This window comes from Pseudomonas azadiae (assembly GCF_019145355.1).
Classification (GTDB): domain Bacteria; phylum Pseudomonadota; class Gammaproteobacteria; order Pseudomonadales; family Pseudomonadaceae; genus Aquipseudomonas; species Aquipseudomonas azadiae.
Genome location: NZ_JAHSTY010000001.1, coordinates 3,433,993 through 3,458,962, shown reverse-complemented (window position 1 = coordinate 3,458,962; position 24,970 = coordinate 3,433,993). Strand labels below are relative to the sequence as shown.

Genomic DNA, 24,970 nt, shown 5'->3' with positions numbered 1-24,970 from the left:
AAAATGACCTTTTGCGGCGTTGTGTGGTGGCTTGTCGTATTTACTTAATGGATCAGCCAACCGATACCGACACCCAGTACCAGCATGGCCGCCAGCTTGATCCGCTCTCGCCGCTTGCGCCGCGCCTTGGTCAAGCGCTCTTCCGCCGTCGCCACATGCAAACCGAAACCGGTATGCAAAACCGCATCGCCTTCCAGAGTCACGGCCGCCAGGTTCAGCTGCGCGTAACGCTTGGATAGCCCCTTCTCCCCTTCGAACCCGGCATAGGGCGCGCACAAGCGATATTCCTTGATGCGTCGCAACCCGGGGTTCAGCGAAAAACCCTGCCACTCAGGCTTGTCGGACAGCAGGGGATAACACGGCACCCCGCCAATCACTTCGCGCGGCCCCAAATGGATATAGGGGCTATGCACCTGCAAGTCGTAAACGAAGTTGCGCAGCCACACCTGCAAAATTTCGGGCCGCTGCTCCAATACCGTCTTGGAGTCTTCGACAAAACCCGGTCGATAAAACGCCCAGTCATCCTCGCAATGGAATATATAGGGGGTCTTGACCGACTCGTAAGCCAAATCGATGGACGCCAACTGCCCAAGCTTCGGGCGGTTGATCAGGAAGGTGCAATGACTGCGCCAGTGCTCGGGAACCGCATGGCTTACGGCGTCGTCGCCGGAGTCTTCGGTAATGAAGACTTCACGTATCGCCGCCGTATTGAACAGATCGAAGCTCTCGAGCGTGCGTTTCAACAAATCGAAGCGACCGCAACTGGTCACCACGAGTGTTACGTCGCTTTGATCGGAGAATTGCATTCATGTCTCGATAAGATCACATAGCTATCATTTGATAGCCATTTAGCCGATATCAAACGCCCAGCTTCAGGCGCAACCTTTCCAGCACACTCAAGGGAGCACGAGGCCGCAGCGGCGCCTCAAGGGCTTCGACAATACGCTGGCCGATACGCGCAAAGCGGTACTGGCTGACCGCCAGCGACTGCCCACGACGTGCAATATCTGCCGCCAGTTGCGGGTCGGACCGTAGCACGGCGAGTTTTTCCTGCAACTGCGGGATGTCCTTGTAGAACACCACATTGACCATATCTTCGAACCTCAGGGCCGCGTTTTCCTCGGCCCCTTGATCAAACGCCAGCAATACACAGCCACAGGCCATGGCTTCGAAGTTCTTGATCATGTACTCGCCCATGCCCACATCGGCACTGACGAAAAAACGAATCCGGTTGAGGGTCGCGCAATATTCCTCACCGGATTTGGTGCGCGTCACCACCAAAGGTTCAACCCGTGCCAGCTCATCGAGCAATGCCTTGCGACCACTATAGGCCACGCTGTTGGTACTGCCGACAAACGCCAGTTCGATATCCCGCTCACGGTCCTGGGACTGCAACAGTGCCTGGTCGTAGCCTTTGGGCACAAATACCGCATCAAAGCCTTCGGCGCGCAGGCGTTCGGTCACCATGAAGCCCGAGCTGATCACCCGCACCCACGGCAGCCGACGGTAATGAGCACTGAACTTGCCGGTGTATTTGCAGGGAATGTAGTTCTGATAAGCGTCGTGTTCGAGGATCACCAGGTTCGGGAGGGTGCGGATGAACCCGACCTGGCGGATCTCCTGCTTGAAGCGCAGGAAAAACACAATGCGGTCGTAACGGGTCACGTCGACTTCACGTCGGAAGTAAGCGCGCAGGTTGCGCTGCTCATCGCTGCTCAGCCAGCGAATATCACAGTCGCAATGCTCGGCCACCCCCTCGTACAAACGATCCAGGATGGCGCGCTGTTCTTTCTGGACCAGAAACAAGACTTTCATTACATTCCCTTTTTCACAAACGCCAGAACAACTCATGCCGTCGTACGGCCTTGCGGAAAAACTCGTTATCACCATAAGGCGACCGCGCACGCCCCGCCAACATTCGCTGCAGCCAACGCCGTACACGGCGCTTGAACGGCGCCGCCGGCTGCAGGTCATGCATCATGCCCAGGGCCATGGCCTTGTCGCGCTGCTGCGCCAAGGTCAGGGCAAGGCTGCACGGGAGCAGTTCTTCAGTGGCGTCGAACAGCGGCGGCAACGCAATGCCGGCACCGGCGTCGCCCATGGGCCAGCGGTCGTTGTCGTGAAGATGGTTGGCGTAGCCCAGTACGGTGGTCGGCTGCCACTCCAGGCCTTGCAAGGCTTGCAGCACCGCGTGGTGCGCACAGAGATGATCAGGGTGCGGGTCCAGCACCGGATGCGGCAGCACGATCACTTCCGGGCGCGCCATCAACAGCACGTGGCGCAGATCGGCCAGCAAATTGTTCCAGGTAGGCAGGCCGTCGCTGTCCGCCGGTAACGGGAACGGATTGAACTGGCGAAAGGGCCGAACGTCCGTCAGCTCTGCCTCACGGGAGGCAAACGGCAGGTCCGGCGCGGCCTGCATCGCCTGCAATTGCAGGCAGAAGTAGCCCAGTTGCACGCAATGGGCCTGCGGCACGCCGGCCCATTGCGGCACGGCGATGCTGTCCCAGGCACGCAGGCGGCCCTTGATGCGCGAAGCCTCGACCGCATCCAGGCCCATCCGCTCATAATGTTCGGCTTCGATCTCCCCTGCGGTCAGGGTGACGATCCAGGGTTTTTCAGCCTGGCTGTACAGGCCGAAGGCGGCCAATTCGGCGTCGTCGGCATGCGGGGCGATGACCATCACCCGTTGTGCGCTGTAATCCGGATGGGTCCAGGCCCACAGGCGAGGTGAGCCGAGCAATCGGCAATGCCGCCCGCGCAGACGCAATTCTCCCGCCGCCAACGCCGGCGCCAGGCCGCTGAGGTTCAGGTAGCGAACGCCGTTGACCCCGCGCTCAAAGGTTTGCCGGTCGTCTGCCAACTCAACGCCAGGGTCGAGAAAACGCCCCAACCACGTGCTCTTGACCTTGATCGCCAGCACCAGTGTCGCGCCTACCTCCAGCGTCACCGGCTGATCGAGCAGCAAGCGGTCACCGTCAAGATGCACACCTGTCAGCTCGGCATCCGCCGAGAAACGGTACTGGTAATCCTCGTTGGGCGCATAGAACAGGTGGTCGGCAAACCAGGCTTCATGAGCGATCCACGCCAATACGGCCAACAGCAACGGCAACCACCAGGCGACCAGGATGCCGACCAACACCAGCAGCAACACGCCGACCATCAACGCCGTGCGCTTGTTGCGCCGGTGACGCCTGAGTAATTGCTGCTTGCGGGTCATACGCTGAATACCTGCACGGGGTTGCACCAACGGTCCTTGTATTCGCGGTCGGCGCGGCCAAAGGAAAAACGCAGTGGCTTGCCAACTTCGCGTGCCTGCTCCCAGGCGCTTTGGGTGTTGATAAAACTCAGCACGCTGCCTGGGCTGAAGGCGCGAGTTTCGGGGTCAACCCCCCCGTTGACGTACTCCACGCTGATCCACTGCGGCGACTCGACCCGGTACACCAACTGGATGGCGATGGGCGCGTCGTTGAGAAAAATCACCGAACCGATCAACCACTCACGCAGCAGTTCGATCACGTCGGCCATGCGCTCGGCGCCCGTGGCGGTGAAGCCCCAGCGGCGCAGGAACAAGTCGCAGTAGATGGACGCCAACTCAACGCTGGAAAACTCACCGACAGGCCGCACCAGGCCGCCCGCCTCTTCCAGCAAACGCAATTCGCGGCGCTGGTTGTAGCGAAATTTCTTCGACAGTTCTTCGGGGGTACGCGCCATGGCCAACTGCTCGGCCTGAAGCTTCAGGCCACTGAAACGGCCCTCGTTCAATGCCGACAGGTAGCGCGCACGCTGGCGCAACGGCGCCTGCGCATCGGCGGCGGCCGGCAGGATCAGCTCGGCATTGCCGAGGTCGAACAGGCCTTTCTTGCCACTTCGCTTGAGCACATCCTTGGACAGCGCCAAGTCGCGCCCCCAGGTGGCGATGCACGCCTTGAGTTCACCGGCCTGCTCCCAGGCCAGGTAACGCACCGGAATCTGCGCCAGGCCGGCCAGGCGCTCGATCACCTGCGGATGCGTCGCGACGCTGCCGCCAAAACGTTGCCAGGCCTCGCTGTAGGTGGGCGCATCGACGACGGACCAGCCGCGCTCGCGCCAGCCTTGGAATCGATTGAGCATCAAGCCCTCGCGGTCAGTTCAATGACAGGCGGCAACTGCCAGAAAGCAGCGCGCACCGCCTGATCCGAGAATCGTGCATGCAGGCGCTCCAGCATCAACTCGGCACATTGGCGTCGCTGCTGCGGGTCCATCGCGGCCAGGTGTTCCAGCCCTTGGGCCAGGTGCTCGGCGTCGCCCAGGGGAAACAGGATGCCCACGCCTTCGACCACTTCCCGCGCGCCGCCACAGGCGGTGGCGAGCAAGGCGACGCCGGCCGCCATGGCTTCGAGCAGCACCATGCCGAAGGGCTCGTGGTCGGAGCTCAATGCAAACACATCAAACGCACGAAAATAGCGGCGCGCATCCGGCACCTGGCCGAGGAACAGCACCTTGTCGGCAATCCCCAGCTCGCGGGCCAGTGCCTTCAGGTCCCGCTCCAGGCGCCCGGTGCCGAGGATCGCCAAACGGCTTTCAGTCGGCAACTGCTTCAATGCCAGGGCGAAACCCTTGAGCAGCGTGGCCTGGTCCTTGTCCGGGTGCAGGCGGCCGACATTGCCGACCACCCATTCATCCGGCGATAGCCCGAGGGCGTCGCGCGCCTCTTCCCTGCAAACCTGCCGCGCCTGCAGGGCTTGGACATCGATGCGGTTGTACAAGGTCTGGATACGCGCCTGCGGCCATTTCGGCAGGCAGCGCCGGATGTCATCCCGCACGGCGTCGGACACCGCGAGCAAGCTCAGGCGCTTTCTGAAAATCGAGGCAAACAGCCGACGGCCGCGGCGCTGGTAGTCGCCAAAGGCGTGATGCACCCCAATCACCTGCAACCGCGTGGCGAGCAGCGCGATGTAGATCGGCTTGGCGCGGTGTGCGATGCAGAAACTGAAATGGCGCGAGGCGGCGATCTTGCGCATCTCGGCGATGGCACCCAGCTTGAGGCCACGAATGGCCTTCGAGCTGAACTCCATGAACAACACTTCGTCACTGGCGCAACCGGCCGCCACCTCGGGGTCGGCGACTCCGGTGAGGAACACCGTGGTCACCTTGTAGCCCGAGCCTGCGAACAAGCTGGCGTACTGCCTTGCGCAATCCAGGAACGGCCCGTCATAGCCGTGGCAGAACTGCAGGACGTGGCGGTCAGCCGAGCGCGTCATAAGGGTCCACGCCGTCTTTGACGACCAGGATGTCTTCCATGATCAGGTACTGCAGGTCGGAGCCGAAGAACATGTTCAACGCGTCGGTCGGCGAGCAGATCATCGCTTCGCCACGGCGGTTGAGCGAGGTGTTCAGGGCCACGCCGTTGCCGGTGAGCACTTCGAGTTCTTTCATCATGTCGTAGTAGCGCGGGTTGTATTCGCGCTTGAGCACCTGGGCGCGGGAGGTACCGTCTTCATGCACCACTTCCGGCACGCGGGTCTTCCACTCTTCGGACACTTCGAAGGTGAAGGTCATGAACGGCGCCGGGTGATCGACCTTGATCATCTGCGGGGCGACGGTATCGAGCATCGACGGGCAGAAAGGCCTCCAGCGCTCGCGGAACTTGATCTGGTGGTTGATGCGGTCCGCCACGCCGGTCGCACTTGGGCAACCGATGATCGAACGACCGCCCAGGGCACGCGGGCCAAACTCCATGCGGCCCTGGAACCAGGCCACCGGGTTGCCGTCGACCATGATTTTGGCGATGCGCTGGGGCATGTTTTCGATCTTGCGCCAGTTCGGCTTGCTCTCATGCTTGGCGCAGGCGGCGATCACGTCTTCGTTGCTGTAGGACGGGCCGAGGTAGACGTGCTCCATCTTCTCGACCGGCACTCCACGGGCGTGGGACACGTAGGCCGCCGCACCGACCGCGGTACCGGCATCGCCGGACGCCGGCTGCACGAACAGCTCCTTGACGTCGTCACGGGCAATGATCTTCTGGTTCAGCTTCACGTTCAGCGCGCAGCCGCCGGCGAAGGCCAGCTTGCCGGTGTCCTTGAGGATGTCGCCCAGGTAGTGGTCGATCATCTGCAGGGCCAACTTTTCGAACAGCGCCTGCATGCTGGCGGCGTAGTGGATGTACGGCTCGTCGGCGATGTCGCCTTCGCGCTTGGGCCCCAGCCACTCGATCAGTTTGGGCGAGAAGTAGAAACCCTTGCCCTTCTCCTTATAACGGCGCAGGCCGATCACGTTGGCGTAGTCGGTGTTGATCACCAACTCGCCGTTCTCGAAAGAGGCCAGGCGTGAGAAATCGTACTTGCTGGCATCGCCATACGGCGCCATGCCCATGACCTTGAACTCGCCGTCGAGCATCTCGAAACCGAGGAACTCGGTGATCGCGCCATACAGGCCGCCGAGGGAGTCCGGATCGTAGAATTCCTTGATTTTGTGGATCTTGCCGTTTTCGCCGTAGCCGAAGAACGTGGTGGCGTACTCACCTTTACCGTCGATACCGAGGATCGCGGTTTTCTCCTGGAAGCCGGAGCAGTGGTAGGCACTGGAGGCATGGGCCAGGTGGTGTTCAACCGGTTCGATCTTGATTTTCTTCGGATCGAAACCCAGTTGCTCCAGGCACCAGACGATCTTGTTGCGATAACGCTTGTAGCGACGGTTGCCCATCAGGATCGCGTCGAGGGCGCGGTCCGGGGCGTACCAGTAACGCTTGGCGTAGTGCCAGCGCGCCTCGCCGAACAGGCTGATCGGCGCGAAAGGGATAGCGACCACGTCAACGTCGGAAGGCTTGATGCCGGCCTGCTCCAGGCAGAATTTCGCCGATTCGTAGGGCATGCGGTTCTTTGCATGTTTGTCGCGTACGAAGCGCTCTTCTTCGGCGGCCGCGATCAGCTTGCCGTCGATATACAAGGCTGCGGAAGGATCATGGCTAAGGGCGCCGGACAGGCCAAGAATCGTCAATGCCACAGGGGTCTAGCCTCTTTTAGTCTGCATGCAGGCGGGTTACGCCTGAAAAAAGTGTGCTTCCCACCTGGGCAGGAAACAGCTAAAGGGCGGGATTATAGCTTAAAAGCAGGGAGGACCTGTTAGCGGCAAGTGGCAAGATGCGTTGGCCTGGTCAGCGGTAGATTCTGATGTTGCCGTCTTCGATTTGCCGATAGACCGTGTAGGGCAGCACCATCGTGTCCAACACGCCCGATGCGGCGATATCAGCCAGCGCAAGGGGGATGAGCACACCCGTGGGGTCGGGTGTGGCGTGCAGCAGGCAAAAATCGAACGCTAGGCCGCTGTAGATACGCGGAATGGCTTCGCAGTAGGTTTTTTGCTTGCGCAGTTCACGGGTGGCGGCGATGTCTTCGCGAAACACCGTATTGAGCGTGCCGCAGCCGCTGGCAGCCAACGAAACAATGCCCAGTACTGCAAGTGTTCTTATTGTCATGGCGAGTCTCCGATCAATCGTTCGCCACGCTAGCATCCGCCCGTCGTCGGTTCAGCTTCGGTACGCCGACAGGGCGCGTAAGAAGCTTCCGAGAATGGCAAAGATTCGCCGAACCATTAAACTTGCGTCCTTTTGCGCGTTTATTCCCCATTGCGCCATGGATGCCGGCTAACTCATGAATACCCTCACGCGCTGCACCCTGTTGCTTCCCGGCCTGCTGCTGAGTAATGCCGCTATGGCTGATGACGCACCGCTGGTCCTCGACCCCAGCGTGGTCACCGGCTCGCGCAGCGCCAGCCCGACCTTCGACCTGCCCTACTCGGTCGACGGCATCAGCCGCGAGCAGATCAGTGAGGGTCAATTGGGCATCAACGCTTCCGAAGTCCTGTCCCGTGTACCCGGGCTGGTGGTGCAGAACCGCCAGAACTATGCTCAGGACCTGCAGATTTCTTCCCGTGGCTTCGGTGCCCGCTCGGCCTTCGGCGTGCGCGGCATCAAATTGATCGCCGACGGCATCCCCGCCAGCACGCCCGACGGCCAGGGCCAGGCGGCCACCTTCAACCTCGACACCGCCGAGCGCATCGAAGTGTTGCGCGGCCCGGCCGCCACGCTGTATGGCAGCAATGCCGGCGGGGTGATCCAGATGTTCTCCCGCGACGGCGAAGGCCCGCCGCGCATCGGCGCCGAAACCCTGGTGGGCAGCGACGGTTTGAACAAGCACCACCTGACCGCCGAGGGCGCAGCGAATGGCACAGGCTTCGTACTCGACGCCTCACGCATAGACACCAACGGCTACCGCGACCACAGCAGCGCGCGCCGCGACCAGACCTTCGCCAAGCTCAACGTCCAGCCGGATGACGACAGCAAGCTGGCGCTGATCTACAGTAGCCTGGAGCAAAACGGCACGCAGGACCCGCTGGGACAGACCTGGGCGGCGTACAAGGCCGACCCACGCTCGGTGAGTGCAAATGCGCTGGCCTACAACACGCGCAAAAGCATCGATCATCAGCAAGTGGGCATGAACTACGAGCGCTACATCGGCGATGCGACGTTGCAGGTGAATGCGTACACGGGGCGGCGAAGTGTGATCCAGTATCTGTCGATACCCAAAGGCACACCCGCAAACGAACGTGGCGGCGGCGTGGTGCAATTCGACCGCAAGTTCTACGGCGCCAGCGTGCGCTGGATGCATCCCGTAGACAGCGCACCGGGCGAGCTGACGATCATCACCGGCCTGGACTTCGACCAGAGCGAAGACAGTCGCCACGGCTACCAGAACTACAGCGGCAACAGCCTTGGCGTAAAAGGCCAACTACGCCGTGATGAAATTGACACCGCGCGCAGCTTCGACCCTTACATCCAGGCCAACTGGGGCTTGGACCGCTGGACGCTGCAAGCCGGCATTCGCCACAGCACCATGGAGTTGGAGGTGGACGATCAATTCATCAGCAACGGCGACTCAAGCGGCAACAAAACCTATCAGAAAAACACCCCTTCAATGAGCGTGATGTATGCCTTCACGCCGCAGCTACATGGTTATTTCAGCGCCGGCAAAGGCTTCGAAACACCGACCCAGGCCGAACTGGCCTATGCGCCGGGCAGTGTCGAAGGGTTCAACTTTGGCCTGAAGCCCTCGCAGAGCACTCAGTACGAGTTGGGACTGAAGGCACAGCTCGACAACACGCGAATCAACGCCGCCGTTTTCCAGATCACCACTGAGGACGAATTGGTGGTCTATCAAGCCCTGGCCGGCCGCACCAGCTACCAAAACGCCGGCCGCACCCTGCGCCGCGGCTTCGAACTGGGCATTGAGAGCCAGCTCAGCGAACACTGGACCTCCAACCTCGCCTACACCCGCCTGCAAGCCACCTACGACAGTGACTTTGTCAGCGGCGGTGCAACCACCGTCGACAAGGGCAACTACTTGCCCGGCGTGCCGCAAACCACCGTGTTCGCCGAACTGAACTGGAAACCCCGCGACTGGGTCAGCACCGCCATCGAAGGCATTTACCGCAGCAAGGTCTACGTCGAGGACACCAACAACCAGCACGCCGCACCGGCCTACAGCGTGTTCAACTGGCGTGCGCGCTTCGAGCAGAACGTCGAGCACTGGACCTTTCACCAGACCTTGCGCCTGGACAACCTGCTGGATCGCCAGTACGTCGGCTCGGTCATCGTCGGCGACGGCAACAGCCGCTATTACGAAGCAGCGCCAGGGCGCTCCTGGTATGCGGGCGCAGGCGCGCAGTACGCATTCTGATCAGCGCGGCCGGCAAAAAACCTGATGCGGGCGGTCGAAAGGCCTGATCAAACTTCCAGTCTGCAAGGAACGCACATGAAACACACCGCATTGGGCATGCCCGTGGCAGCCAAGCCTCTGCGTCATCTTATGGAGAAGCGCGACTTGGGCTCTTCCAGCTTGCGCACTGACGTGTTCATCGAGCCCGGCGCTGCCAACGGTCCGCTTAAAATCCGCCGCGCCACCCACAGCTACCAGGCCACCAGCACGGTCATGTACCTGCAGGACTACGGGTATTTCTTTACCACCCAGGACGTCATCCAAGGCGAATACAAAACCCGTACGACGCTGGTCAACGCGCAATAGCCTCGACTAATAGCGCTCCAGCAGGCGCCGACTGGCAAAGCTGAAGGTCAACACGGCAAAGATCAGCACGCCGGTCGCCACCTGCTGCCAGTAGAAATTCCAGCCAATCAGCAGCAGCCCATTGGCGATGACGTTGATGAACAGCACGCCCAGCAGGGTCCCGGGAATATTCGCCCGGCCCTGTCGACTCAGCGTAGTACCGATGAAGACCGCGCCAATTGCGTTGAGCAAGAACGCATTGCCGGACAGCGGCACGTACGCGCTGACTGTCGAGCCGAGCAGCACGCCCGCCACACCGCAGGCCAGCGCGGTCGCCAGGGCAACCACGGTGACAATGCGTCGCACCGACAACCCTGAGTAATACGCCAGCAGCGGCTGGGTGCCCTGAGCCAGCAGTTCTCGGCCCAAGCGTCCGCGCGCGAGCGCCAGCCCGTAGAACAGCCCCAGCCCCAAGACAATCAGCAACGGCGTGAGGCCCGTGAGTTCAGGCTTCAAGCCTTGGACGATATAGATTGGCTGGCCGCCATCCGAAAGCAATTGCTGGGCGCTGGTGCCGATAAACAACGTGCCCAGGGTGGCAAGGAACGGGCTGATGCGCAGCCCGGCGATAAGGCCTGCATTCACCACGCCCACCAGTAGCGCCGCGATCAGCGCGCCTGTCGCAGCGAACGCCCAACCATGACCCGCATTGAGCAGCACCACAAAGCCGAAACTGGCGAAATCCAGCGACGTGCCCACCGACAGGTCGATACCGCCGGCCGCCACGGCGTACGTCATGCCGATGGCGACAATCGCCAGCAGCACAAAGTTATTCAGCAACAGGCTTTGCAGGTTGCCGACACTGAGAAAGCCCGGCGCCTGCAGCGCAAACACCACGACGATCAGCGTGAACACCAGTGGCAATGTCAGCGGCAATAATGCGCGCGCGCTCATGCCGTCGCCCCCCGATTCAATGCGCTGGACGCCGCGACGATCAGCAGGATCAAAACGCCCTGCACGCCGTTGACCCAAAAGCTCGAAACGTTAAGCAATTGAAAGCCATTGATCAAAAACCCGATCAACAGCGCCGCCAGCAAGGTGCCCGGAATGCTCGCCACCAGGCGCCGGGAAAACACCACACCGAGAAAGGCAATCGCCACCACCGACAACAGCATATCGCCTGAACCCGTGGTGCTGCCGCTGAAAAAAGCCGCCGAACACAGCGCGGCCACGGCGGCAGACAGCCCCGACAGTAGATAGCTCGACAACACATAGCGGGGCACACGAATGCCCGCCGCCTCGGCAGCCTGGGGGTACTCTCCGACCGCATGCAAGCGCAACCCGTATGGCGAATGCTGGATCAGCAAGGTCAGCAGCCCCGCCATCACCAGCAGCACCCATGCCAGGGCCGGCACGCCCAACCAGGTCCCGCCGCTGAGCAGATCCAGCAACGGCGAGTCAGTGGAGACCACTGTGTTTTCGGTCAGCACCAGTTCCAACCCGGCCAGCACGTTCATGCTCGCCAGGGTCGCCAACAACGGCGGCAAACGCAGCACCACCACGGCCAGCCCATTGAGCAGGCCGACCCCCAGGCCGCATGCCAGGGTCAGCAACAGCGATACCCACAGCTCCAGGCCGGCATTGTTGAGGCGGCTGAACACCGCCGCACACAACCCCAGGTTGGCCGCCAACGACAGATCGAGCCCACCGGCGACGACATTCGAACCACCGCCGATAATCACGCAGGTCAACCCAAAAGCCAGCACCCCCAGGATCGCCGACTGGCTGAACACATTGGCCAGGTTGCCCAGCGACAAGAAGTTCGGCGCCGCCACGGCGAACCCCAACAGGATCGCCAGAAATACGCCCACCGACCCACGCCGCAGCAGTGCTTCAAGCATGTTCAACCTCCCGCACCGACGTAGCGGCCGCCGGTACTGCCCCGGTGGCACACGCCAGCAACTGATCGCTGTCAGCCTCGCCAGCCCGAAACTCACCGGCGATTTCACCGCGATGCAGCACCAGGATTCGATCGCTGATGCCCAGCAGCTCAGGCAGATCCGAAGACAGCACCAACACCGCAGCGCCCTGCTCCACCAGGCGCCCGATCACGCGATAGATCTCGACCTTGGCCCCCACATCCACACCCACGCAGGGTTCATCGAGCAGGTACACAGCCGAACGGCGACTGAGCCACTTGCCCAAGGCGACTTTCTGCTGGTTGCCGCCGCTGAGTTGGCTGACCGCCGCCTGCGGACCAGGCGTCTTGATCGCCAGCTCATCGATCAGCCGCACGCTTTCCGCCCGCTCCCTGGCGCGACTCAACAGGCCCCAGCGAGTGAACCTGCCAAGGCTCGCCAGCGTGAGGTTTTCCAACACCGACAACAGCGGCGAAATCCCCTGGCTGCGCCGCTCTTCCGGCACCAGGGCAACCCCTGCGGCAACCGCCTGGCCCGGCGAATGCAGGCGCAGCAAACGCCCGTTCAGATGAATGCTGCCGCTGTCGGCCTGCTCGACGCCGAACAGGGTCTTGAGCAACTCCTTGGCGCCCGAACCCACCAATCCGGTGAGACCGACAATTTCACCGCGCCGCACGTGCAGGTCGATCTGCCGATAGCGCCGCGCCAGGCTCAACCGGCGCACTTGCAGCAAAGGCCCGCCCAGCTCGACCTTGGCCTTGGGGTACATGTCTTGCACTTCGCGATTGACCATCAGCCGCGCAATGTCAGCACTGGAGGTATGGCGTGGCTGCACCACCGCCACGTCCCGACCATTGCGCAACACGGTGACCTCATCGCACAGGCTGTCGATTTCCTGCAGGTAATGGGAGATGTACAGAATCGACAAACCTTGGTCGCGCAGGCGCTTGACGATGCGCAGCAACTGGTCGACTTCACGCTTGACCAACGCCACGCTGGGTTCGTCGAATACCAGAATCCTGGGCTGGCGGATCAAGGCCCGCGTGATCTGCAGCACCTGGCGCTCGGCGCTGTTCAATTCGCCGACCAGCGCGCCGGCCGGCAGCTGCAGGTCAAAGTACTCCCCCAGCAAACGCTGCGCCTCGCGCTGCTGCCGACGCCGGTCCACAAACGGACCTCGGCGTAATTCATGACCAAAAAACAGCGCCTCACCCACGGTAAAACTCGCCGGCAACAGGCGCTCCTGGTGGATGAACTGCACCCCCAATGCGTCGACCTGGCGCGGTGACAAGGCGCCATACGTTTGACCGCCGATACTCACTTGCCCGGCGTCCGCCTTGTGGATGCCGGCCAGCACCTTGATCAAGGTCGACTTACCGGCGCCGTTCTCGCCCACCAACCCATGGATGGTGCCACGCTCGACCTTGAGGCTCGCATCATTCAGCGCCAACGTGGCGCCAAAGCGCTTGTGCAGGTTCTGCAAGTGCAACGCCGTCATCAGTCACCCCGCAGTTGCTGGACCTGCGCCAGGTTGCCGGCGGTGGTCAGCAATGTGGCCACATGGGTTTCCCTGGGCAAGTCACGTTGCCCAGCCAAATAGCGCGCAACGTTCTGCACGGCGGTCTTGCCGATCAGTGCCGGCTGTTGCGCCACGACTGCACCGACCGGTGAGTTCGCCTGGCCGACCAGGGCCAGCACTTCAGGGGTGCCGTCAACGCCATAGGTCTTGATTTCGGTGCGTTTGGCATCGATCAATGCCTTGCTCGCGCCCAATTGCGGAATGTCCCACGCCGACCAGATCGCAGAGACGCTGCCCGCCGGGTATTTGTTGAGCAGTGCCGAGACCTGGGAGTAAGCGTCCTGCACGGTATTGGGGATCACGTCGCGCAGCTCGGGCTGGATGATTTCCAGCTGTGGGTAATCCTTGAGCGCCAGCTTCAACTGGTCATAACGGATCGCGCACACCGGCACGCCATAGAAACCGTTGAACACCAGGATCTTGCCCTTGCCGCCGGCATCCTTGATCAACTGATCGGCCAATGCCTTGCCGGTGGCGACGTTATCCGAGGTGGTGTTGTTGAGGCTGTATTGCGACGGGGCATCGATGGTGAACAACGGAATGCCGGCTTTGCTGATGCGCTTGAGCCAGGGGTCGATCACGCTGAGGGTGCCAAGGGTCTGGATCACCGCATCGGGCTTCTGGGTGACCACGGTTTGCAGCTGGGTGACCAGGTTCTTGTCATTGCGTCCGGCATCAAGCGTGATGGGTGTACCGCCCAGGCGCTTGATCTCATCGACCTGGGCCTGAAACGCCTTGATGTCGAAATAATGACTGGTACCGGTCATGCTCACAGCGATACGTTTGCCGGCCAGGGACGGCACGGCATCATCGCCGTCGGCGGCGTGGGCTGTGCCGCCCAGCAACAGAGCGCCGAGGCAGATCAAACGGGAAAGCGTGAAAAGGCTGGAAGGCATACAGGGCTCCTGAGCCACCGGTGAAAGGGTTCACCCAGTGGCAATGCAGCGCTCATGCCAGTTTTTTTATCCAGTTAAATCAGCAAGATGCAAACCACTGACGAAAACAGACTGTCGTTCCCAAGCACAACTGCCCAATCACTGTTGCCCACGCAACACTGTAGTGAGCGGGCTTGCCCCGCGCTGGGTGGCGAAGCCGCCCCAATAAAGACACCGCCGAGTTCCGCCCAGAACCGAGTAGCCTGGTTCAGGGGCCGCTTCGCGGCCCAGCGCGGGGCAAGCCCGCTCACTACATAATGTGCACGCCGGCAAGATTCAGGCGATCTGTCGGGGCAGGCGCTGATCGATCAGTTGGTACAACGCGCTGCTTTCAGGCCAGTTGCGCATGAACCGCGCCCGATCCTTGGCAAACGCCGGGGCGAAGCTGGCATCGGAGCTGTGCTGGCGCATGGCGTCGAGGTCGATCAGCGACCAGCGATCCTTGTCCCAGAACAGGTTGTGCCCCTTGAGATCACCATGACTGATGCGTTCGCGGATCAGTTCGGCAAACAAATGATCCAGGGCCAGCAGTTCGTTTTCCGGCGCGTCACCCTTGTCGACAAAGGGCGCGAAGCGCTCGATGATGTCCGGCCCGGTGATGAGTTCGGTCACCAAGTAGGCGCGGCCGCGTAGCCAGAAAAAGCGCTTTTCCAGCACCGCCAGCGGCTTGGGCGTGGCGATGCCAAGGAAACTCAGGCGATTGCCTTCGCGCCAGGAATGCCAGGCGCGGCTCGGACGCCAGAAGCGCTTGAGCCAATGGGCGATCCCCTTGATGTTGTAGCGTTTGAGCACCAATGAGCGCCCTGCCACTTCGGCCTTGGCCACCGTGGCGGCCCCACCGGTCTTGAACAGATGGCCCTGCTCGAGCAACGCATCAGCCTGATCAAGCACCGGCAGCATCGCGGCTTCTTCCTCGCGACGGATGGAACGCAGCGCAAACGGCCCGCGCTGCACGCTGAACAGGGTGCATTCACGGCCGACCTTGTTGAGAAAATCCTTCAGGCGCCAAGCACTGACTTTGCGCACCTGTTTTTCCAACGCTTGCAGCGGCAAGGCGTGTTCGCCGTTGCCGAGCAGGTAGTACACCAGCAACTCTTCGGTAAACGCTTCGAGGTTCTTCGGCAACTGGGCGAAAAACACTCCGAGGTTTTCCAATACGCGGTTGCGTGACAGGGGCTTGCCCGCCTCTTCCACACGAATCCCGGCGCCATCGATCAGGTACAGTTTGCCGTCCTGACGCAGCAGGTTGTCCAGGTGCAGGTCCTCCTGCCACAAGCCTTTGGTGTGCATCTGGGCGATCGCGCCCAGCGCTTGGGCGAGCACCGCCGTTTGCTCATCGGCCAGCGGCGGCAGGTTTTCGACGGCATGCCAGGCATCGGCCAGGCTTTCGGCGCCTTCGATAAATTCGAACAGCAGCCAGCCGCCCTCGCCTTCCTGCAAGCCATCGGCCAACAGCAACGGCGTGGTCAGGCCTTGCTCGGCGAGCAGCCGAACACCGCTGAGTTCACGCTGAAAATGTCGCGCAGCCTTGCCGCCTACCAGCAACTTGGCCAGCACCGGACGCCCGCGCCACACCGCTGCGCCCACGTAGCGCTCGCCCGGCAGTACGCGCAGCAGGCTCAGCAGTTGCAATTGACCCGGGCCCGCCGCATCGGCCAGCTCAAGGGTCAGGGGCAGATCCGGAGTGCGACCGGCGGTTTTCAGCTCAGACAAACGCATCAACGGTTCTCCTTGTGGCTACGACGGGCGTTCAGGCGCTGGAACCAGGTGTCGACCAGCGTACCGTCCGCAGGCTGCTGCAGATACGCCGCCAAGAGTTGGCGCACCTGCGCATCGGACCATTGGGGCGCGCGACGCAACAACGGCTCCAGATCCTTGACCCGATCCCGCCAGCCGAACAGCAGCGGGCGAGTTTTTTCCAGGTCGATCAACTGCGCGGCATAACCGTCGCCGGTCGCCTGCAGGAAAATATGCTTGGGGTAAAAACAGCCATGCACTTGGCCGACGCTGTGCAGCCGTTGCGCAAGTTGACCGCAGGCCAGCAGGATCGCACGGTGCTGGGCATCGCTCAGCGAAGGCCATTGCTCCAACAGCGAATCCAGGTCGTTCCAGCCGTCCAGCGCGCGCGTCAGCAGCATCGCGCGGTGTTCACCCGCGACTTTGCGCTTGCCGTAGAACGCCGCTTGCAACGCCGGGACACCGAGTTTGCGATAACGGCTGATGTTGCGAAATTCGCGGGAGAAGCTCGGCTCGCCAAAAGGACGGTGCAGGCTGCGCGTCAGGTAATTGCTCTGGCGCTTGAGGTAGTAACCGTGGCCGTCCAGCTCCAGGCGAAACACGCTGCTCCAGCCGCCGCGACTGGTATTGGGCTCATCCACCGCATCCAGTTGCTTGGCCCACAGGGCGTCGAACGTCGCCAGGCCGTTGCGCTCCAGCAGCGCACGGTCTTCAGACGCCAGGAAATCATCACTCATTCACGTCCCTCGAAAAACTTCACCACATGGCGAATACGCTGTTTGTCTGCGGCACTGAGGTGCCGGCGCTGACGGTACTGCATGTAGAAACGCAGGCGCTGGGTGGCGGACAAGTGATACTTGGCCACCTTGTCCAGGCAGGCCAGGTCTTTGGTGATGCGGTACTTGAGCCAGAAACCGCGCCAGAAATCGCCATTGGGGCAATCGATCAGGTACAGCGTCGCCTGATCGTCGATCAGCAGGTTGCGCCACTTCAAGTCGTTATGGGTAAAGCGATGATCGTGCATCGTGCGGGTATATTCGGCGAGCTGGCGGCTCACCGCATTGACCCACTTGGGGTCGCGCAGGCGTGCATCGTGACGCTCGGCCAGCACCGAAAGGTCCTCTGTTCTGGGCAATTCGCGGGTGATCATGGCGCCACGGTCGTAGGCCAGGCCCTTGCGCTCCAGGCCCCAGGCAACCACATCAGCCGTGGGAATGCCCCACTTGGCAAACCGCTTGAGGTTCTGCCATTCGGACTTGACCCGCGGCTTGCCCAGGTAACGCCGCAAGCCCTTGCCGGCGCCGACGTAGCGCTTGACGTAGTAATTGACCCCGCCGCGCTCCACGCGGATCACTTCCGACAGCGGGTCGCGGGTCAGCCGCTCGCCTTGCAGGGCGAACACCGCTTCAAGGCTGCCAAAATCATCCGCCAGGTTCGCGTACGCAGGTTCCAGGATCCAACCCGCCATCAGATCGCATCCCCGTAGCGTTGCTTGCGCGCATAGAGCTTGTCGGCCTTGCGTTGCATCAGGCTCAACGACGCCGACTGCTCGGCCAGGATCTGACGCAGCGGCTGGCGGAAGTAGCCCTTGAGAAAGCGCAGTTTGTCGCGACGGGTCACGCCGATATCCAGCGCCGAGTAATACAGCGCCGACAGGTCCTTGTCGCGCCAGCGCAGCGGCAAACGGGCGCGCAACTGGGCACGGTGCAAGTCAATCACCGACAGCTTGATGTCGCTGGCGTTGATGGGCTTGGCGATGTCCAGCAGGAAGTGGCACAGGTAGCAATCGCGGTGGTTCACGCCACCTCGGTGCATGTCGCCGACCATACGCGCCAACTCCGCGGTGAGCGCATGGCGCAGCGCGGGCGCAGGCGGTTCGGCCGCCCAGTTGACGGTCAGGTCTTCCAGGCTGATGGTCGGCGCCAGTTCTTCGGTGATGATGAACGAGTGCTGGTCCGCCGGGTTGCTGCCCTTTTCGCCGAAGGCCACGCCGGTCATGGTGGGCACGCCCAGTTCCTGCAAGCGGTGGATGGCATCCCACTCCAGGCCGGCACCCAGCACCGGCAACTTGGCGGTGACCAGGTTCTTGAAGATTTCCGCCCAACCGATGCCGCGGTGGATTTTCACGAAATACGGGCGGCCATCGACCTCGGTGCGCAATGTGCGACGCGCCGCCAGCTCACGGAATACCTGGCCTTGCAGTTTCTCGACTTCGGCAAAGGCATCAAGCCCGGCCCATAACGTCTTGAACGGTTCGGCAAGAATCAACTTCATCGTTTTGGCTCCGCCAGAATCACATCCGCCGCGTGCTGCGGCATGCTGTAGAGGTCGGCCGTCTCGGCGAAGGCCAACCCATTGCGGCTCCAGGCCGCGCGCTGTGCAGTGTCGGTGAGCATATTCGCCAGGTACGCGTTGAGCTGCGTTTGTTCGAACGGCTCATCCAGCACCAGGCCACTGTCGGCCTCGGCAATGTAATGGGCATAACCACACACGGCCGAGACCAGCACCGGCAAACCGGCCACCAGGGCCTCGAGCAATACGGTACCGGTGTTTTCGTTATACGCCGGGTGGATCAACAGGTCGGCGCCCAACAGGAAACGCGGGATATCGCTGCGGCCCTTAAGGAACTGCACGTTATCCCCCAGGCCCAGCGTGGCGCTTTGCAATTGGAATACCTTGGGGTCGTCCTGGCCGATTACAAACAGGCGTGTGCGTTTCTTGAGTTCCGCCGGTAATGCCGCCACGGCTTTCAGGCTGCGGTCGACGCCTTTGGTCTTGAAGCCGGAGCCGATTTGCACCAGCAGCAGGTCGTCATCGCCGAGGTTGAATTCCTTGCGGAAACCCTGGCGAATCTCGGCCGCATTCGGCGGCGCGCGACGGTCCTGGGCAATGCCTGGCGGGAGCAGGTGAAAGCGTTGCAGCGGTGTGTCGTAGTGCTTGATGAACAACGGCTGCTGCACTTGGGAGATCATCAGGATTTCGGTCTTGGCGTCCTTGGCGAACACCGCGCGCTCGTACTCGGCAAAGTGGCGATAGCGGCCAAAGCTTTTGTACAGCGAGTGGCGCAGGTTCTGGGCCTTGTCTTCAAAGCAACCGTCGGCGGCGTAGTACACGTCCAGGCCGGGCATTTTGTTGAAGCCGATCAGGCGGTCCACCGGGCGCTTGGCCAGGTCGGCTTGCATCCAGGCGCTGAGTTTCTCGTTGCGCCGGTGGTTGAAGAACGCCTTGACCGGCGCCACCAGCACTTCGAAGCCGGGCGGGATGTCGCCTTCCCAGATCAGCGTATAGACACGAATCCGGTGACCGCGCTGCTGGCACTCCAGGGCGATGCGCATGAAGTCACGCTGCAGGCCACCGAAGGGAAAGTATTTGTACAACACAAAAGCCAGTTGCATCAGTGCAGCTCCTCAGCCAGTAACAACGTGCTCAGTCGGCTTGCCACACGCTCAGGGTTCAGGCGCGTGAAGCACAGGGGCGACTCGCGCTTGACGTCGAACCGACGCAGGTCGTCGGCCGTCGGTTGATAGGTACAGTGTTTTTGCAGACACGGCGCGCAAGGCCAGTCGCTGGCCAGGTGGATCTGGCCCTTGCCGTAGGCGCCGGTGAGGCCGGGGTTGGTGGGGCCGAACAGGGAAATGGTCGGCACGTCCAGCGCCGCGGCCAAGTGGCCAAGACCGGTATCCACCGCCACGCAGGCGCGGGCGCCGGCCAATACACGGGCGACACCGGCCAGGTTCAGCTTGGGCAGCACTTCGGCATGCGGCAGGCCTTGGGCCAGGCGTTCGGCGCGGGCTTTTTCGTCGGCATTGCCCCACGGCAGTTTCACCTCCACGCCCAGGCGTCCCATGCGTTCGGCCAGCTCGCGCCAGTAGGCTTCGGGCCAATGTTTGGTGTCCCAGGTGGTGCCGTGCAGCAGCAGCACGAAGGGCTTTTTCGGCGGCAGGCCCAGCAGCTTGTCGACGCTCAGGCCGTAGTCGCCCAGGCCTTTGGGCAAGTCATAACCCAGCGCCACGGCGAACAATTGGCGCAAGCGCTCCACCGCATGCTGCCCGCGCGCCACGGCCAGGCGCCGCGAGTAGAAACGCGCGGCGATCGGTTCACGCGCCGACTGTTTGTCAAAACCGGCGACGGGGGCACGCACGTAACGGGTCAGCCAGGCGCTTTTGAGCAGGCCCTGGGCATCGATCACCAAGTCGTATTTGGTCGACTGGATGCGCTGCTTGAAGCGTCGCCACTCGCCGCTCTTGAGGGTTTGCCAGAGGTTTTTGCGCCAGCGCCGGATCGCCACCGGGATCACCTTGTCCACCGCCGGGTGCCAGGTGGGAATTTCGGCGAAGCCCTCTTCCACCACCCAGTCGAATTGAATGCCGGGGATCGCCCGGGCCGCGTCGGTCAGTGCCGGCAAGGCATGGATCACGTCGCCCAGGGATGAGGTCTTGATTACCAGGACGCGCAAACTAACGGACCTCGACCACAGAGCCCTGCAACCGCTGCAAGGCTTCGTTCACCGGCTGCGGCAACAACTGGCGCATGCAGTTGTAGTGACCGAACCGGCAGGTGCGATCGAAACACGGGCTGCAATCCAGGCCCAGGCGCACCACTTCGACCTGATCGGCCAATGGCGGCGTGAACCCAGGCGACGTCGAGCCATATACGGCAACCAATGGGCGGTTCAGCGCGGCGGCGACATGCATCAGGCCGGAGTCGTTGGACACCACCGAATCGGCACAGGACAGCAGGTCGATGGCCTCGGCGAGCGAGGTGTCGCCGCTGAGGTTGACCGCTTCTTCGCGCAGGCCGGGAATCAGGCGCTGGCGAATCTCTTCACCCACCGGATGGTCTTTTTTCGAACCAAACAACCACACCTGCCAGCCTTCGCGGATTCTGGCCTCGGCCACCAGGGCGTAGTGCTCCGCCGGCCAACGTTTGGACTCGCCAAACTCAGCCCCCGGGCACAGCGCCAGCACCGGACGATCCAGCGCCAGGCCAAACTTGGCCAGCGCGGCGTCGCGGCTGACCGGGTCGATCCGCAGGCTCGGGCGCGGATATGGCTTGGGCAACTCGGCGCCCGGCTCATAGGCCAGGGCCATGAAGCGCTCGATCATCAGTGGGTAACGGCTTTTGTCCAGCGTGCGCACGTCATTGAGCAGCACGTAGCGGAACTCGCCACGCCAGCCGGTGCGCTTGGGGATGCCGGCAAAATACGGCACCAGCGCCGACTTGAGGGAATTGGGCAACAGGATCGCCTGGTCGTACTGGCCGGCCAGGGATTTGCCGATGCGCCGGCGGGTCGCCAGCTCGAGGGCACCGTGGCCGAGCGGGAAGCTCAAGGCCTGGCGAACTTCGGGCATGCGCTCAAGGATCGGTCGGCTCCACTCGGGGGCGAGCACGTCGATCTGGCAATCCGGATAGCGCATGCGCAGGCACTGAAACAGTGTCTGCGCCATTACCATGTCACCGACCCAACTGGGCCCAACGATCAGAATATTCATGTAGTTTCCACAAACGATACGGGGAGGCTTATGCCTCCCCGCCTCGATGATTACTGTAGGTCGCGGTTGGCCCGGTAACAGCTTTGTGCGGGAGCGGGCTTGTGTGGGAGCCGGGCTTGCCCGCGATGCAGACGCCTCGGAGTATCTGTCATACCGAGGTGATGCAATCGCAGGCAAGCCAGCTCCCACACAAGCCCGCTCCCACATTTAATCGCGTTTCAATTTAAACCCAGTTCCTTCCAGATGCGCATCACCTGCCGCCGTTCATCGGCAAACTGATCCCCTGTCACCGTACCCGCCTCGTTCTGCAAGGCCTGGCGGTGCGCGGCGGACCGATAGGCCTTGTACACCTCGCGCAGCAGATGGGCATCGGCGGCAGGCATCAAGCCCACCTGCTCCAGGCCTTCCAGGATGCGGATATTGTCGGTGTAGCGCAGCAGCGATGGATGTTGCGCAGACCACGCCAAAGCCGCGTATTGCACCATAAATTCAATATCGACGATACCTCCGGCGTCCTGCTTGAGGTCGAACGCCGCCGTGGCTTCGAAGGCATTGGCGCCGGTGCCGGCCGCCGTGGCCTTGGTCCCCAGGTTGTCACGCATCTTGGCGCGCATCTCGCTGACCTCCTGGCGCAGCTTCGCCAGGGCCCGTTGCCGCCCCAGCACTTTGGCGCGGACGTGCTCAAACGCCCGGCCCACATCCTGGCTGCCCACCAGCACCCGGGCACGGACCAGGGCCTGATGTTCCCAGGTCCAGGCTTCATTGTGCTGATAGCGATCGAACGCGCCGAGCGAACTGACCAACAGCCCGGAGGCGCCGGAAGGTCGCAGGCGCATGTCGACTTCGTACAACTGACCCGAGTTGGTCTGGGTGGTCAGCAGGTGAATGATGCGCTGGCCCAGACGGGTGAAGAACTGCGCGCCGTCAATCGGCTTGGCGCCATCGGTTTCGGCCTGTGGGTCGCCGTCGTGGATAAATACCAGGTCCAGGTCCGAACCATGCCCCAGTTCGATCCCGCCGACTTTTCCGTAGCCGACAATGATGAACCCGGGATCACACAGGGTGCCGTCCAACCGTTGCGGCGCGCCATGCCGCGCAACGGTCTGGCGCCAGGCCAGGGCCAGCACTTGTTCGAGAATGGCTTCGGCAAGCCAGGTGAGGTAGTCGCTGACTTTCATCAGCGCCAGGCTGCCGGCGATTTCCGAAGCCGCCACGCGCAGGCGGTGGGCCAGCTTGAAATGACGCAAGGCTTCCATTTGCTGCTCGAGGTCGTCCTCGGGGATGCGCGTGAGGCGTTCGCGCAGCTCCGCCGCCAGCTCAGGCGCCAAGGGTGGCTTGAACAGACGACCTTCGTTGAGCAGCTCGTCGAGCAACAGCGGAAAGCGCGTGATCTGCTCGGCGATCCACGGGCTGGCGGCGCATAGGGTTAAAAGCCGGCGCAGAGCATCAGGGTTTTCCGTGAGCAGTACCAGGTAGGCGGACCGCCGGGCGACGGCTTCCACCAGCGGCAGCACGCGTTCCAGCACCAGATCGGGGTTGGCGTGTTCGACCGCCTGGGCGAGCAGACGCGGGATAAATGCGTCCAGGCGTTCGCGTCCCAGGCGCTGCATGGCACGCAGTTGCGGGCTGTTGCGCAGGCCGGCCAACGCCTTGAGGGCCTTAGTTGCGTCGGTGAACCCCCCTTCGGCCAGTTGGCGGCAGGCCGCCTCGTCATCCTGGGATTCTTCCCACAGCGGCAACCACTCACCGCCCACGACCAGTTCGCTTTCTTCGCCTTCTTCTTCATCCGGATCGGCGATCACCTGGCGGAAATGCCAGTCGACCCGGCCGCGCCAGTGCATCAGCCGTTCGTGGAACGCGGCCCAGTCGGCGAACCCGAGCATAAAGGCAATGCGCGCCTGGTCTTCCGGACTGTCCGGGAGCATTTGCGTCTGGCGGTCGGCAATCGCCTGGATCGCGTGCTCGGTGTAGCGCAGGAATTCATAACCGTTGCGCAGTTCGGCAATCACCGCCGGCGGCAGGTAGCCCTGGCCTTCCAGGGTGCCGAGCACCTTAAGCAGCGGCCGCTGCTGCAGGCTCAGGTCGCGGCCGCCGTGGATCAACTGGAACGCCTGGGCGATAAATTCCACTTCGCGGATGCCGCCCGAGCCCAGCTTGATATTGTCGGCCATGCCCTTGCGCCGCACTTCCTGCTGGATCAACTGCTTCATGGTGCGCAGCGCTTCGATGGCAGAGAAGTCCAGGTAACGGCGGTAGACGAACGGTCGCAGCATGTCGAGCAACTGCGCACCCGCCACTTGGTCGCCCGCCACCACGCGCGCCTTGATCATGGCGTAGCGTTCCCAGTCACGGCCCTGGTCCTGGTAATACTGCTCCAGCGCGTTGAAGCTGAGCACCAGCGCACCGGCCGAACCGTAGGGGCGCAGGCGCATGTCGACGCGGAACACGAAGCCGTCGACGGTCATCGGGTCAAGAGCCTTGATCAGTTTTTGACCAAGCCGGATAAAAAACTCCTGGTTGTCCAGGGACCGTTTCACGCCGACCGTCTCGCCGCCTTCGGGGTAAGCGAAGATCAGGTCGATATCCGACGACAGGTTCAGCTCCACCGCACCGAGCTTGCCCATGCCGAGGATCACCATGTGCTGCGCCTCGCCGCTGCGCCGGCCGGTAGGCGTGCCGAACTGCACGCAGTGGCGCTGGTACAGCCACTGGTAGGCCTGGTCGATGCTGGCATCGGCCATGTCGGACAGATCGCGGCAGGTTTGCACCAGGTCTGCCTGACGGGTCAGGTCGCGCCAGATAATCCGCACTTGCTGGCGGGTACGCTGGCGACGCAACACACGACCCAGTTCATCTTCTGTTTCGGCTTGTTGCACGGCGCCAGCCACCTGCCCGCACAGCTCGCCGGGTGCGAAGCCACGATCAAGCTCGCCCCGGGCCACCAGCTCAAGCAACATCAAAGGGTCACGAAGGCTCTGTTCAATGACGAAATCACTGGCGGCGCACACGCGGGCAAACTCGGCCCACCGTTGCGACGTCCACTTAGAAAGTCCATTATCTTCTTCCAGCGCGGCCACGGCGTCACGAAATGACTGCTCGGCCCGCTGGGCTTTTGGCAAGAGAATGGCTGGCAGTTCGGCCAGTGTTGGCAGGCTCATGGTCTATCCTTGATCGGCGCGTAAATGGCGTGTTGCTGTGCACGTGTTAACGGCGCTACAGGCAAGACTGTCGAACAAAGGTTATAAATAGCTGAAAAATCATGGTTGTT

The 24,970-nt window shown here is 62.3% G+C and carries 21 protein-coding genes; 2 read left to right on the top strand and 19 right to left on the bottom strand.

Going from position 1 to position 24,970, the window contains the following annotated elements:
* Positions 1-44: 44 nt before the first annotated feature.
* The 7 genes from KVG91_RS15675 to KVG91_RS15645 all read right to left on the bottom strand — a co-directional run bounded on the left by KVG91_RS15675 (position 45) and on the right by KVG91_RS15645 (position 7,456).
* Positions 45-806, bottom strand: coding sequence for a glycosyltransferase family 2 protein (locus KVG91_RS15675; RefSeq protein ID WP_169377265.1), 762 nt, complete (start codon positions 804-806; stop codon positions 45-47).
* A 52-nt stretch (positions 807-858) separates the two neighbouring features.
* Positions 859-1,815, bottom strand: a complete 957-nt coding sequence (locus KVG91_RS15670) for a glycosyltransferase family protein (RefSeq protein WP_169377264.1) — start codon at positions 1,813-1,815, stop codon at positions 859-861.
* A gap of 13 nt (positions 1,816-1,828) precedes the next feature.
* Positions 1,829-3,220: a PIG-L deacetylase family protein gene (locus KVG91_RS15665; protein ID WP_169377263.1), complete on the bottom strand. Its 1,392-nt coding sequence runs from the start codon at positions 3,218-3,220 to the stop codon at positions 1,829-1,831.
* Complete coding sequence (locus tag KVG91_RS15660; RefSeq protein WP_169377262.1) at positions 3,217-4,113, bottom strand: antimicrobial resistance protein Mig-14; 897 nt, start codon at positions 4,111-4,113, stop codon at positions 3,217-3,219. Before KVG91_RS15660 ends, KVG91_RS15665 begins: the two co-directional genes overlap by 4 nt.
* Positions 4,113-5,243 (bottom strand): glycosyltransferase, encoded by a 1,131-nt coding sequence (locus KVG91_RS15655; protein WP_217894899.1) that lies wholly within the window; start codon positions 5,241-5,243, stop codon positions 4,113-4,115. Before KVG91_RS15655 ends, KVG91_RS15660 begins: the two co-directional genes overlap by 1 nt.
* Positions 5,227-6,984, bottom strand: a complete 1,758-nt coding sequence (locus KVG91_RS15650; RefSeq protein WP_169378373.1) for a carbamoyltransferase family protein — start codon at positions 6,982-6,984, stop codon at positions 5,227-5,229. Before KVG91_RS15650 ends, KVG91_RS15655 begins: the two co-directional genes overlap by 17 nt.
* 151 nt (positions 6,985-7,135) lie before the next feature.
* Positions 7,136-7,456 (bottom strand): YceK/YidQ family lipoprotein, encoded by a 321-nt coding sequence (locus tag KVG91_RS15645; RefSeq protein WP_169378374.1) that lies wholly within the window; start codon positions 7,454-7,456, stop codon positions 7,136-7,138.
* A gap of 175 nt (positions 7,457-7,631) precedes the next feature.
* On the opposite strand from KVG91_RS15645, the gene KVG91_RS15640 reads away from it, so the two are divergent.
* Positions 7,632-9,716: a TonB-dependent receptor family protein gene (locus KVG91_RS15640; RefSeq protein WP_217894898.1), complete on the top strand. Its 2,085-nt coding sequence runs from the start codon at positions 7,632-7,634 to the stop codon at positions 9,714-9,716.
* A 75-nt stretch (positions 9,717-9,791) separates the two neighbouring features.
* A complete protein-coding gene (locus tag KVG91_RS15635; protein WP_178115176.1) occupies positions 9,792-10,061 on the top strand; it encodes a hypothetical protein in 270 nt (89 codons plus the stop codon).
* Between the two features lie 6 nt (positions 10,062-10,067).
* Here KVG91_RS15635 and KVG91_RS15630 read toward each other — a convergent pair whose 3' ends face one another.
* From KVG91_RS15630 to glnE, 12 genes are all read right to left on the bottom strand, one after another.
* Positions 10,068-10,994, bottom strand: coding sequence for an ABC transporter permease (locus tag KVG91_RS15630; protein WP_169377140.1), 927 nt, complete (start codon positions 10,992-10,994; stop codon positions 10,068-10,070).
* On the bottom strand, positions 10,991-11,941 hold the full coding sequence (locus KVG91_RS15625) for an ABC transporter permease (RefSeq protein WP_169377141.1): 951 nt from the start codon (positions 11,939-11,941) through the stop codon (positions 10,991-10,993). The genes KVG91_RS15630 and KVG91_RS15625 overlap by 4 nt, the downstream gene beginning before the upstream one ends.
* Positions 11,934-13,457 carry a sugar ABC transporter ATP-binding protein gene (locus tag KVG91_RS15620; RefSeq protein ID WP_169377142.1) on the bottom strand — a complete coding sequence of 508 codons (1,524 nt, stop codon included), beginning with the start codon at positions 13,455-13,457 and terminating at the stop codon, positions 11,934-11,936. The genes KVG91_RS15625 and KVG91_RS15620 overlap by 8 nt, the downstream gene beginning before the upstream one ends.
* On the bottom strand, positions 13,457-14,434 hold the full coding sequence (locus KVG91_RS15615; protein ID WP_169377143.1) for a sugar ABC transporter substrate-binding protein: 978 nt from the start codon (positions 14,432-14,434) through the stop codon (positions 13,457-13,459). The genes KVG91_RS15620 and KVG91_RS15615 overlap by 1 nt, the downstream gene beginning before the upstream one ends.
* Before the next feature lie 315 nt (positions 14,435-14,749).
* Complete coding sequence (locus tag KVG91_RS15610) at positions 14,750-16,192, bottom strand: lipopolysaccharide kinase InaA family protein (protein ID WP_169377144.1); 1,443 nt, start codon at positions 16,190-16,192, stop codon at positions 14,750-14,752.
* Positions 16,192-16,947 carry a lipopolysaccharide kinase InaA family protein gene (locus KVG91_RS15605; RefSeq protein ID WP_169377145.1) on the bottom strand — a complete coding sequence of 252 codons (756 nt, stop codon included), beginning with the start codon at positions 16,945-16,947 and terminating at the stop codon, positions 16,192-16,194. Before KVG91_RS15605 ends, KVG91_RS15610 begins: the two co-directional genes overlap by 1 nt.
* Entirely contained in the window at positions 16,944-17,678 is a 735-nt protein-coding gene (locus tag KVG91_RS15600) for a lipopolysaccharide kinase InaA family protein (RefSeq protein ID WP_169377146.1), read from the bottom strand. The genes KVG91_RS15605 and KVG91_RS15600 overlap by 4 nt, the downstream gene beginning before the upstream one ends.
* On the bottom strand, positions 17,678-18,484 hold the full coding sequence (gene rfaP, locus KVG91_RS15595; protein WP_169377147.1) for a lipopolysaccharide core heptose(I) kinase RfaP: 807 nt from the start codon (positions 18,482-18,484) through the stop codon (positions 17,678-17,680). Before rfaP ends, KVG91_RS15600 begins: the two co-directional genes overlap by 1 nt.
* Positions 18,481-19,605, bottom strand: coding sequence for a glycosyltransferase family 4 protein (locus KVG91_RS15590; protein ID WP_169377148.1), 1,125 nt, complete (start codon positions 19,603-19,605; stop codon positions 18,481-18,483). Before KVG91_RS15590 ends, rfaP begins: the two co-directional genes overlap by 4 nt.
* Positions 19,605-20,666: a lipopolysaccharide heptosyltransferase I gene (gene waaC, locus KVG91_RS15585; protein ID WP_169377149.1), complete on the bottom strand. Its 1,062-nt coding sequence runs from the start codon at positions 20,664-20,666 to the stop codon at positions 19,605-19,607. Before waaC ends, KVG91_RS15590 begins: the two co-directional genes overlap by 1 nt.
* A 1-nt stretch (position 20,667) precedes the next feature.
* Positions 20,668-21,702, bottom strand: a complete 1,035-nt coding sequence (gene waaF, locus KVG91_RS15580; RefSeq protein ID WP_169377150.1) for a lipopolysaccharide heptosyltransferase II — start codon at positions 21,700-21,702, stop codon at positions 20,668-20,670.
* Positions 21,703-21,920: 218 nt separating this feature from the next.
* Complete coding sequence (gene glnE, locus KVG91_RS15575; RefSeq protein WP_217894897.1) at positions 21,921-24,860, bottom strand: bifunctional [glutamate--ammonia ligase]-adenylyl-L-tyrosine phosphorylase/[glutamate--ammonia-ligase] adenylyltransferase; 2,940 nt, start codon at positions 24,858-24,860, stop codon at positions 21,921-21,923.
* Positions 24,861-24,970 lie beyond the last annotated feature (110 nt).

What these genes read in the sequence shown, in the direction of transcription:
- KVG91_RS15675 (WP_169377265.1), bottom strand. Translation starts at nt 806, where the DNA reads ATGCAATTCTCCGATCAAAGCGACGTAACACTCGTGGTGACCAGTTGC.
- KVG91_RS15670 (WP_169377264.1), bottom strand. Translation starts at nt 1,815, where the DNA reads ATGAAAGTCTTGTTTCTGGTCCAGAAAGAACAGCGCGCCATCCTGGAT.
- KVG91_RS15665 (WP_169377263.1), bottom strand. Translation starts at nt 3,220, where the DNA reads ATGACCCGCAAGCAGCAATTACTCAGGCGTCACCGGCGCAACAAGCGC.
- KVG91_RS15660 (WP_169377262.1), bottom strand. Translation starts at nt 4,113, where the DNA reads ATGCTCAATCGATTCCAAGGCTGGCGCGAGCGCGGCTGGTCCGTCGTC.
- KVG91_RS15655 (WP_217894899.1), bottom strand. Translation starts at nt 5,243, where the DNA reads ATGACGCGCTCGGCTGACCGCCACGTCCTGCAGTTCTGCCACGGCTAT.
- KVG91_RS15645 (WP_169378374.1), bottom strand. Translation starts at nt 7,456, where the DNA reads ATGACAATAAGAACACTTGCAGTACTGGGCATTGTTTCGTTGGCTGCC.
- KVG91_RS15640 (WP_217894898.1), top strand. Translation starts at nt 7,632, where the DNA reads ATGAATACCCTCACGCGCTGCACCCTGTTGCTTCCCGGCCTGCTGCTG.
- KVG91_RS15635 (WP_178115176.1), top strand. Translation starts at nt 9,792, where the DNA reads ATGAAACACACCGCATTGGGCATGCCCGTGGCAGCCAAGCCTCTGCGT.
- KVG91_RS15630 (WP_169377140.1), bottom strand. Translation starts at nt 10,994, where the DNA reads ATGAGCGCGCGCGCATTATTGCCGCTGACATTGCCACTGGTGTTCACG.
- KVG91_RS15625 (WP_169377141.1), bottom strand. Translation starts at nt 11,941, where the DNA reads ATGCTTGAAGCACTGCTGCGGCGTGGGTCGGTGGGCGTATTTCTGGCG.
- KVG91_RS15620 (WP_169377142.1), bottom strand. Translation starts at nt 13,457, where the DNA reads ATGACGGCGTTGCACTTGCAGAACCTGCACAAGCGCTTTGGCGCCACG.
- KVG91_RS15615 (WP_169377143.1), bottom strand. Translation starts at nt 14,434, where the DNA reads ATGCCTTCCAGCCTTTTCACGCTTTCCCGTTTGATCTGCCTCGGCGCT.
- KVG91_RS15610 (WP_169377144.1), bottom strand. Translation starts at nt 16,192, where the DNA reads ATGCGTTTGTCTGAGCTGAAAACCGCCGGTCGCACTCCGGATCTGCCC.
- KVG91_RS15605 (WP_169377145.1), bottom strand. Translation starts at nt 16,947, where the DNA reads ATGAGTGATGATTTCCTGGCGTCTGAAGACCGTGCGCTGCTGGAGCGC.
- KVG91_RS15600 (WP_169377146.1), bottom strand. Translation starts at nt 17,678, where the DNA reads ATGGCGGGTTGGATCCTGGAACCTGCGTACGCGAACCTGGCGGATGAT.
- rfaP (WP_169377147.1), bottom strand. Translation starts at nt 18,484, where the DNA reads ATGAAGTTGATTCTTGCCGAACCGTTCAAGACGTTATGGGCCGGGCTT.
- KVG91_RS15590 (WP_169377148.1), bottom strand. Translation starts at nt 19,605, where the DNA reads ATGCAACTGGCTTTTGTGTTGTACAAATACTTTCCCTTCGGTGGCCTG.
- waaF (WP_169377150.1), bottom strand. Translation starts at nt 21,702, where the DNA reads ATGAATATTCTGATCGTTGGGCCCAGTTGGGTCGGTGACATGGTAATG.
- glnE (WP_217894897.1), bottom strand. Translation starts at nt 24,860, where the DNA reads ATGAGCCTGCCAACACTGGCCGAACTGCCAGCCATTCTCTTGCCAAAA.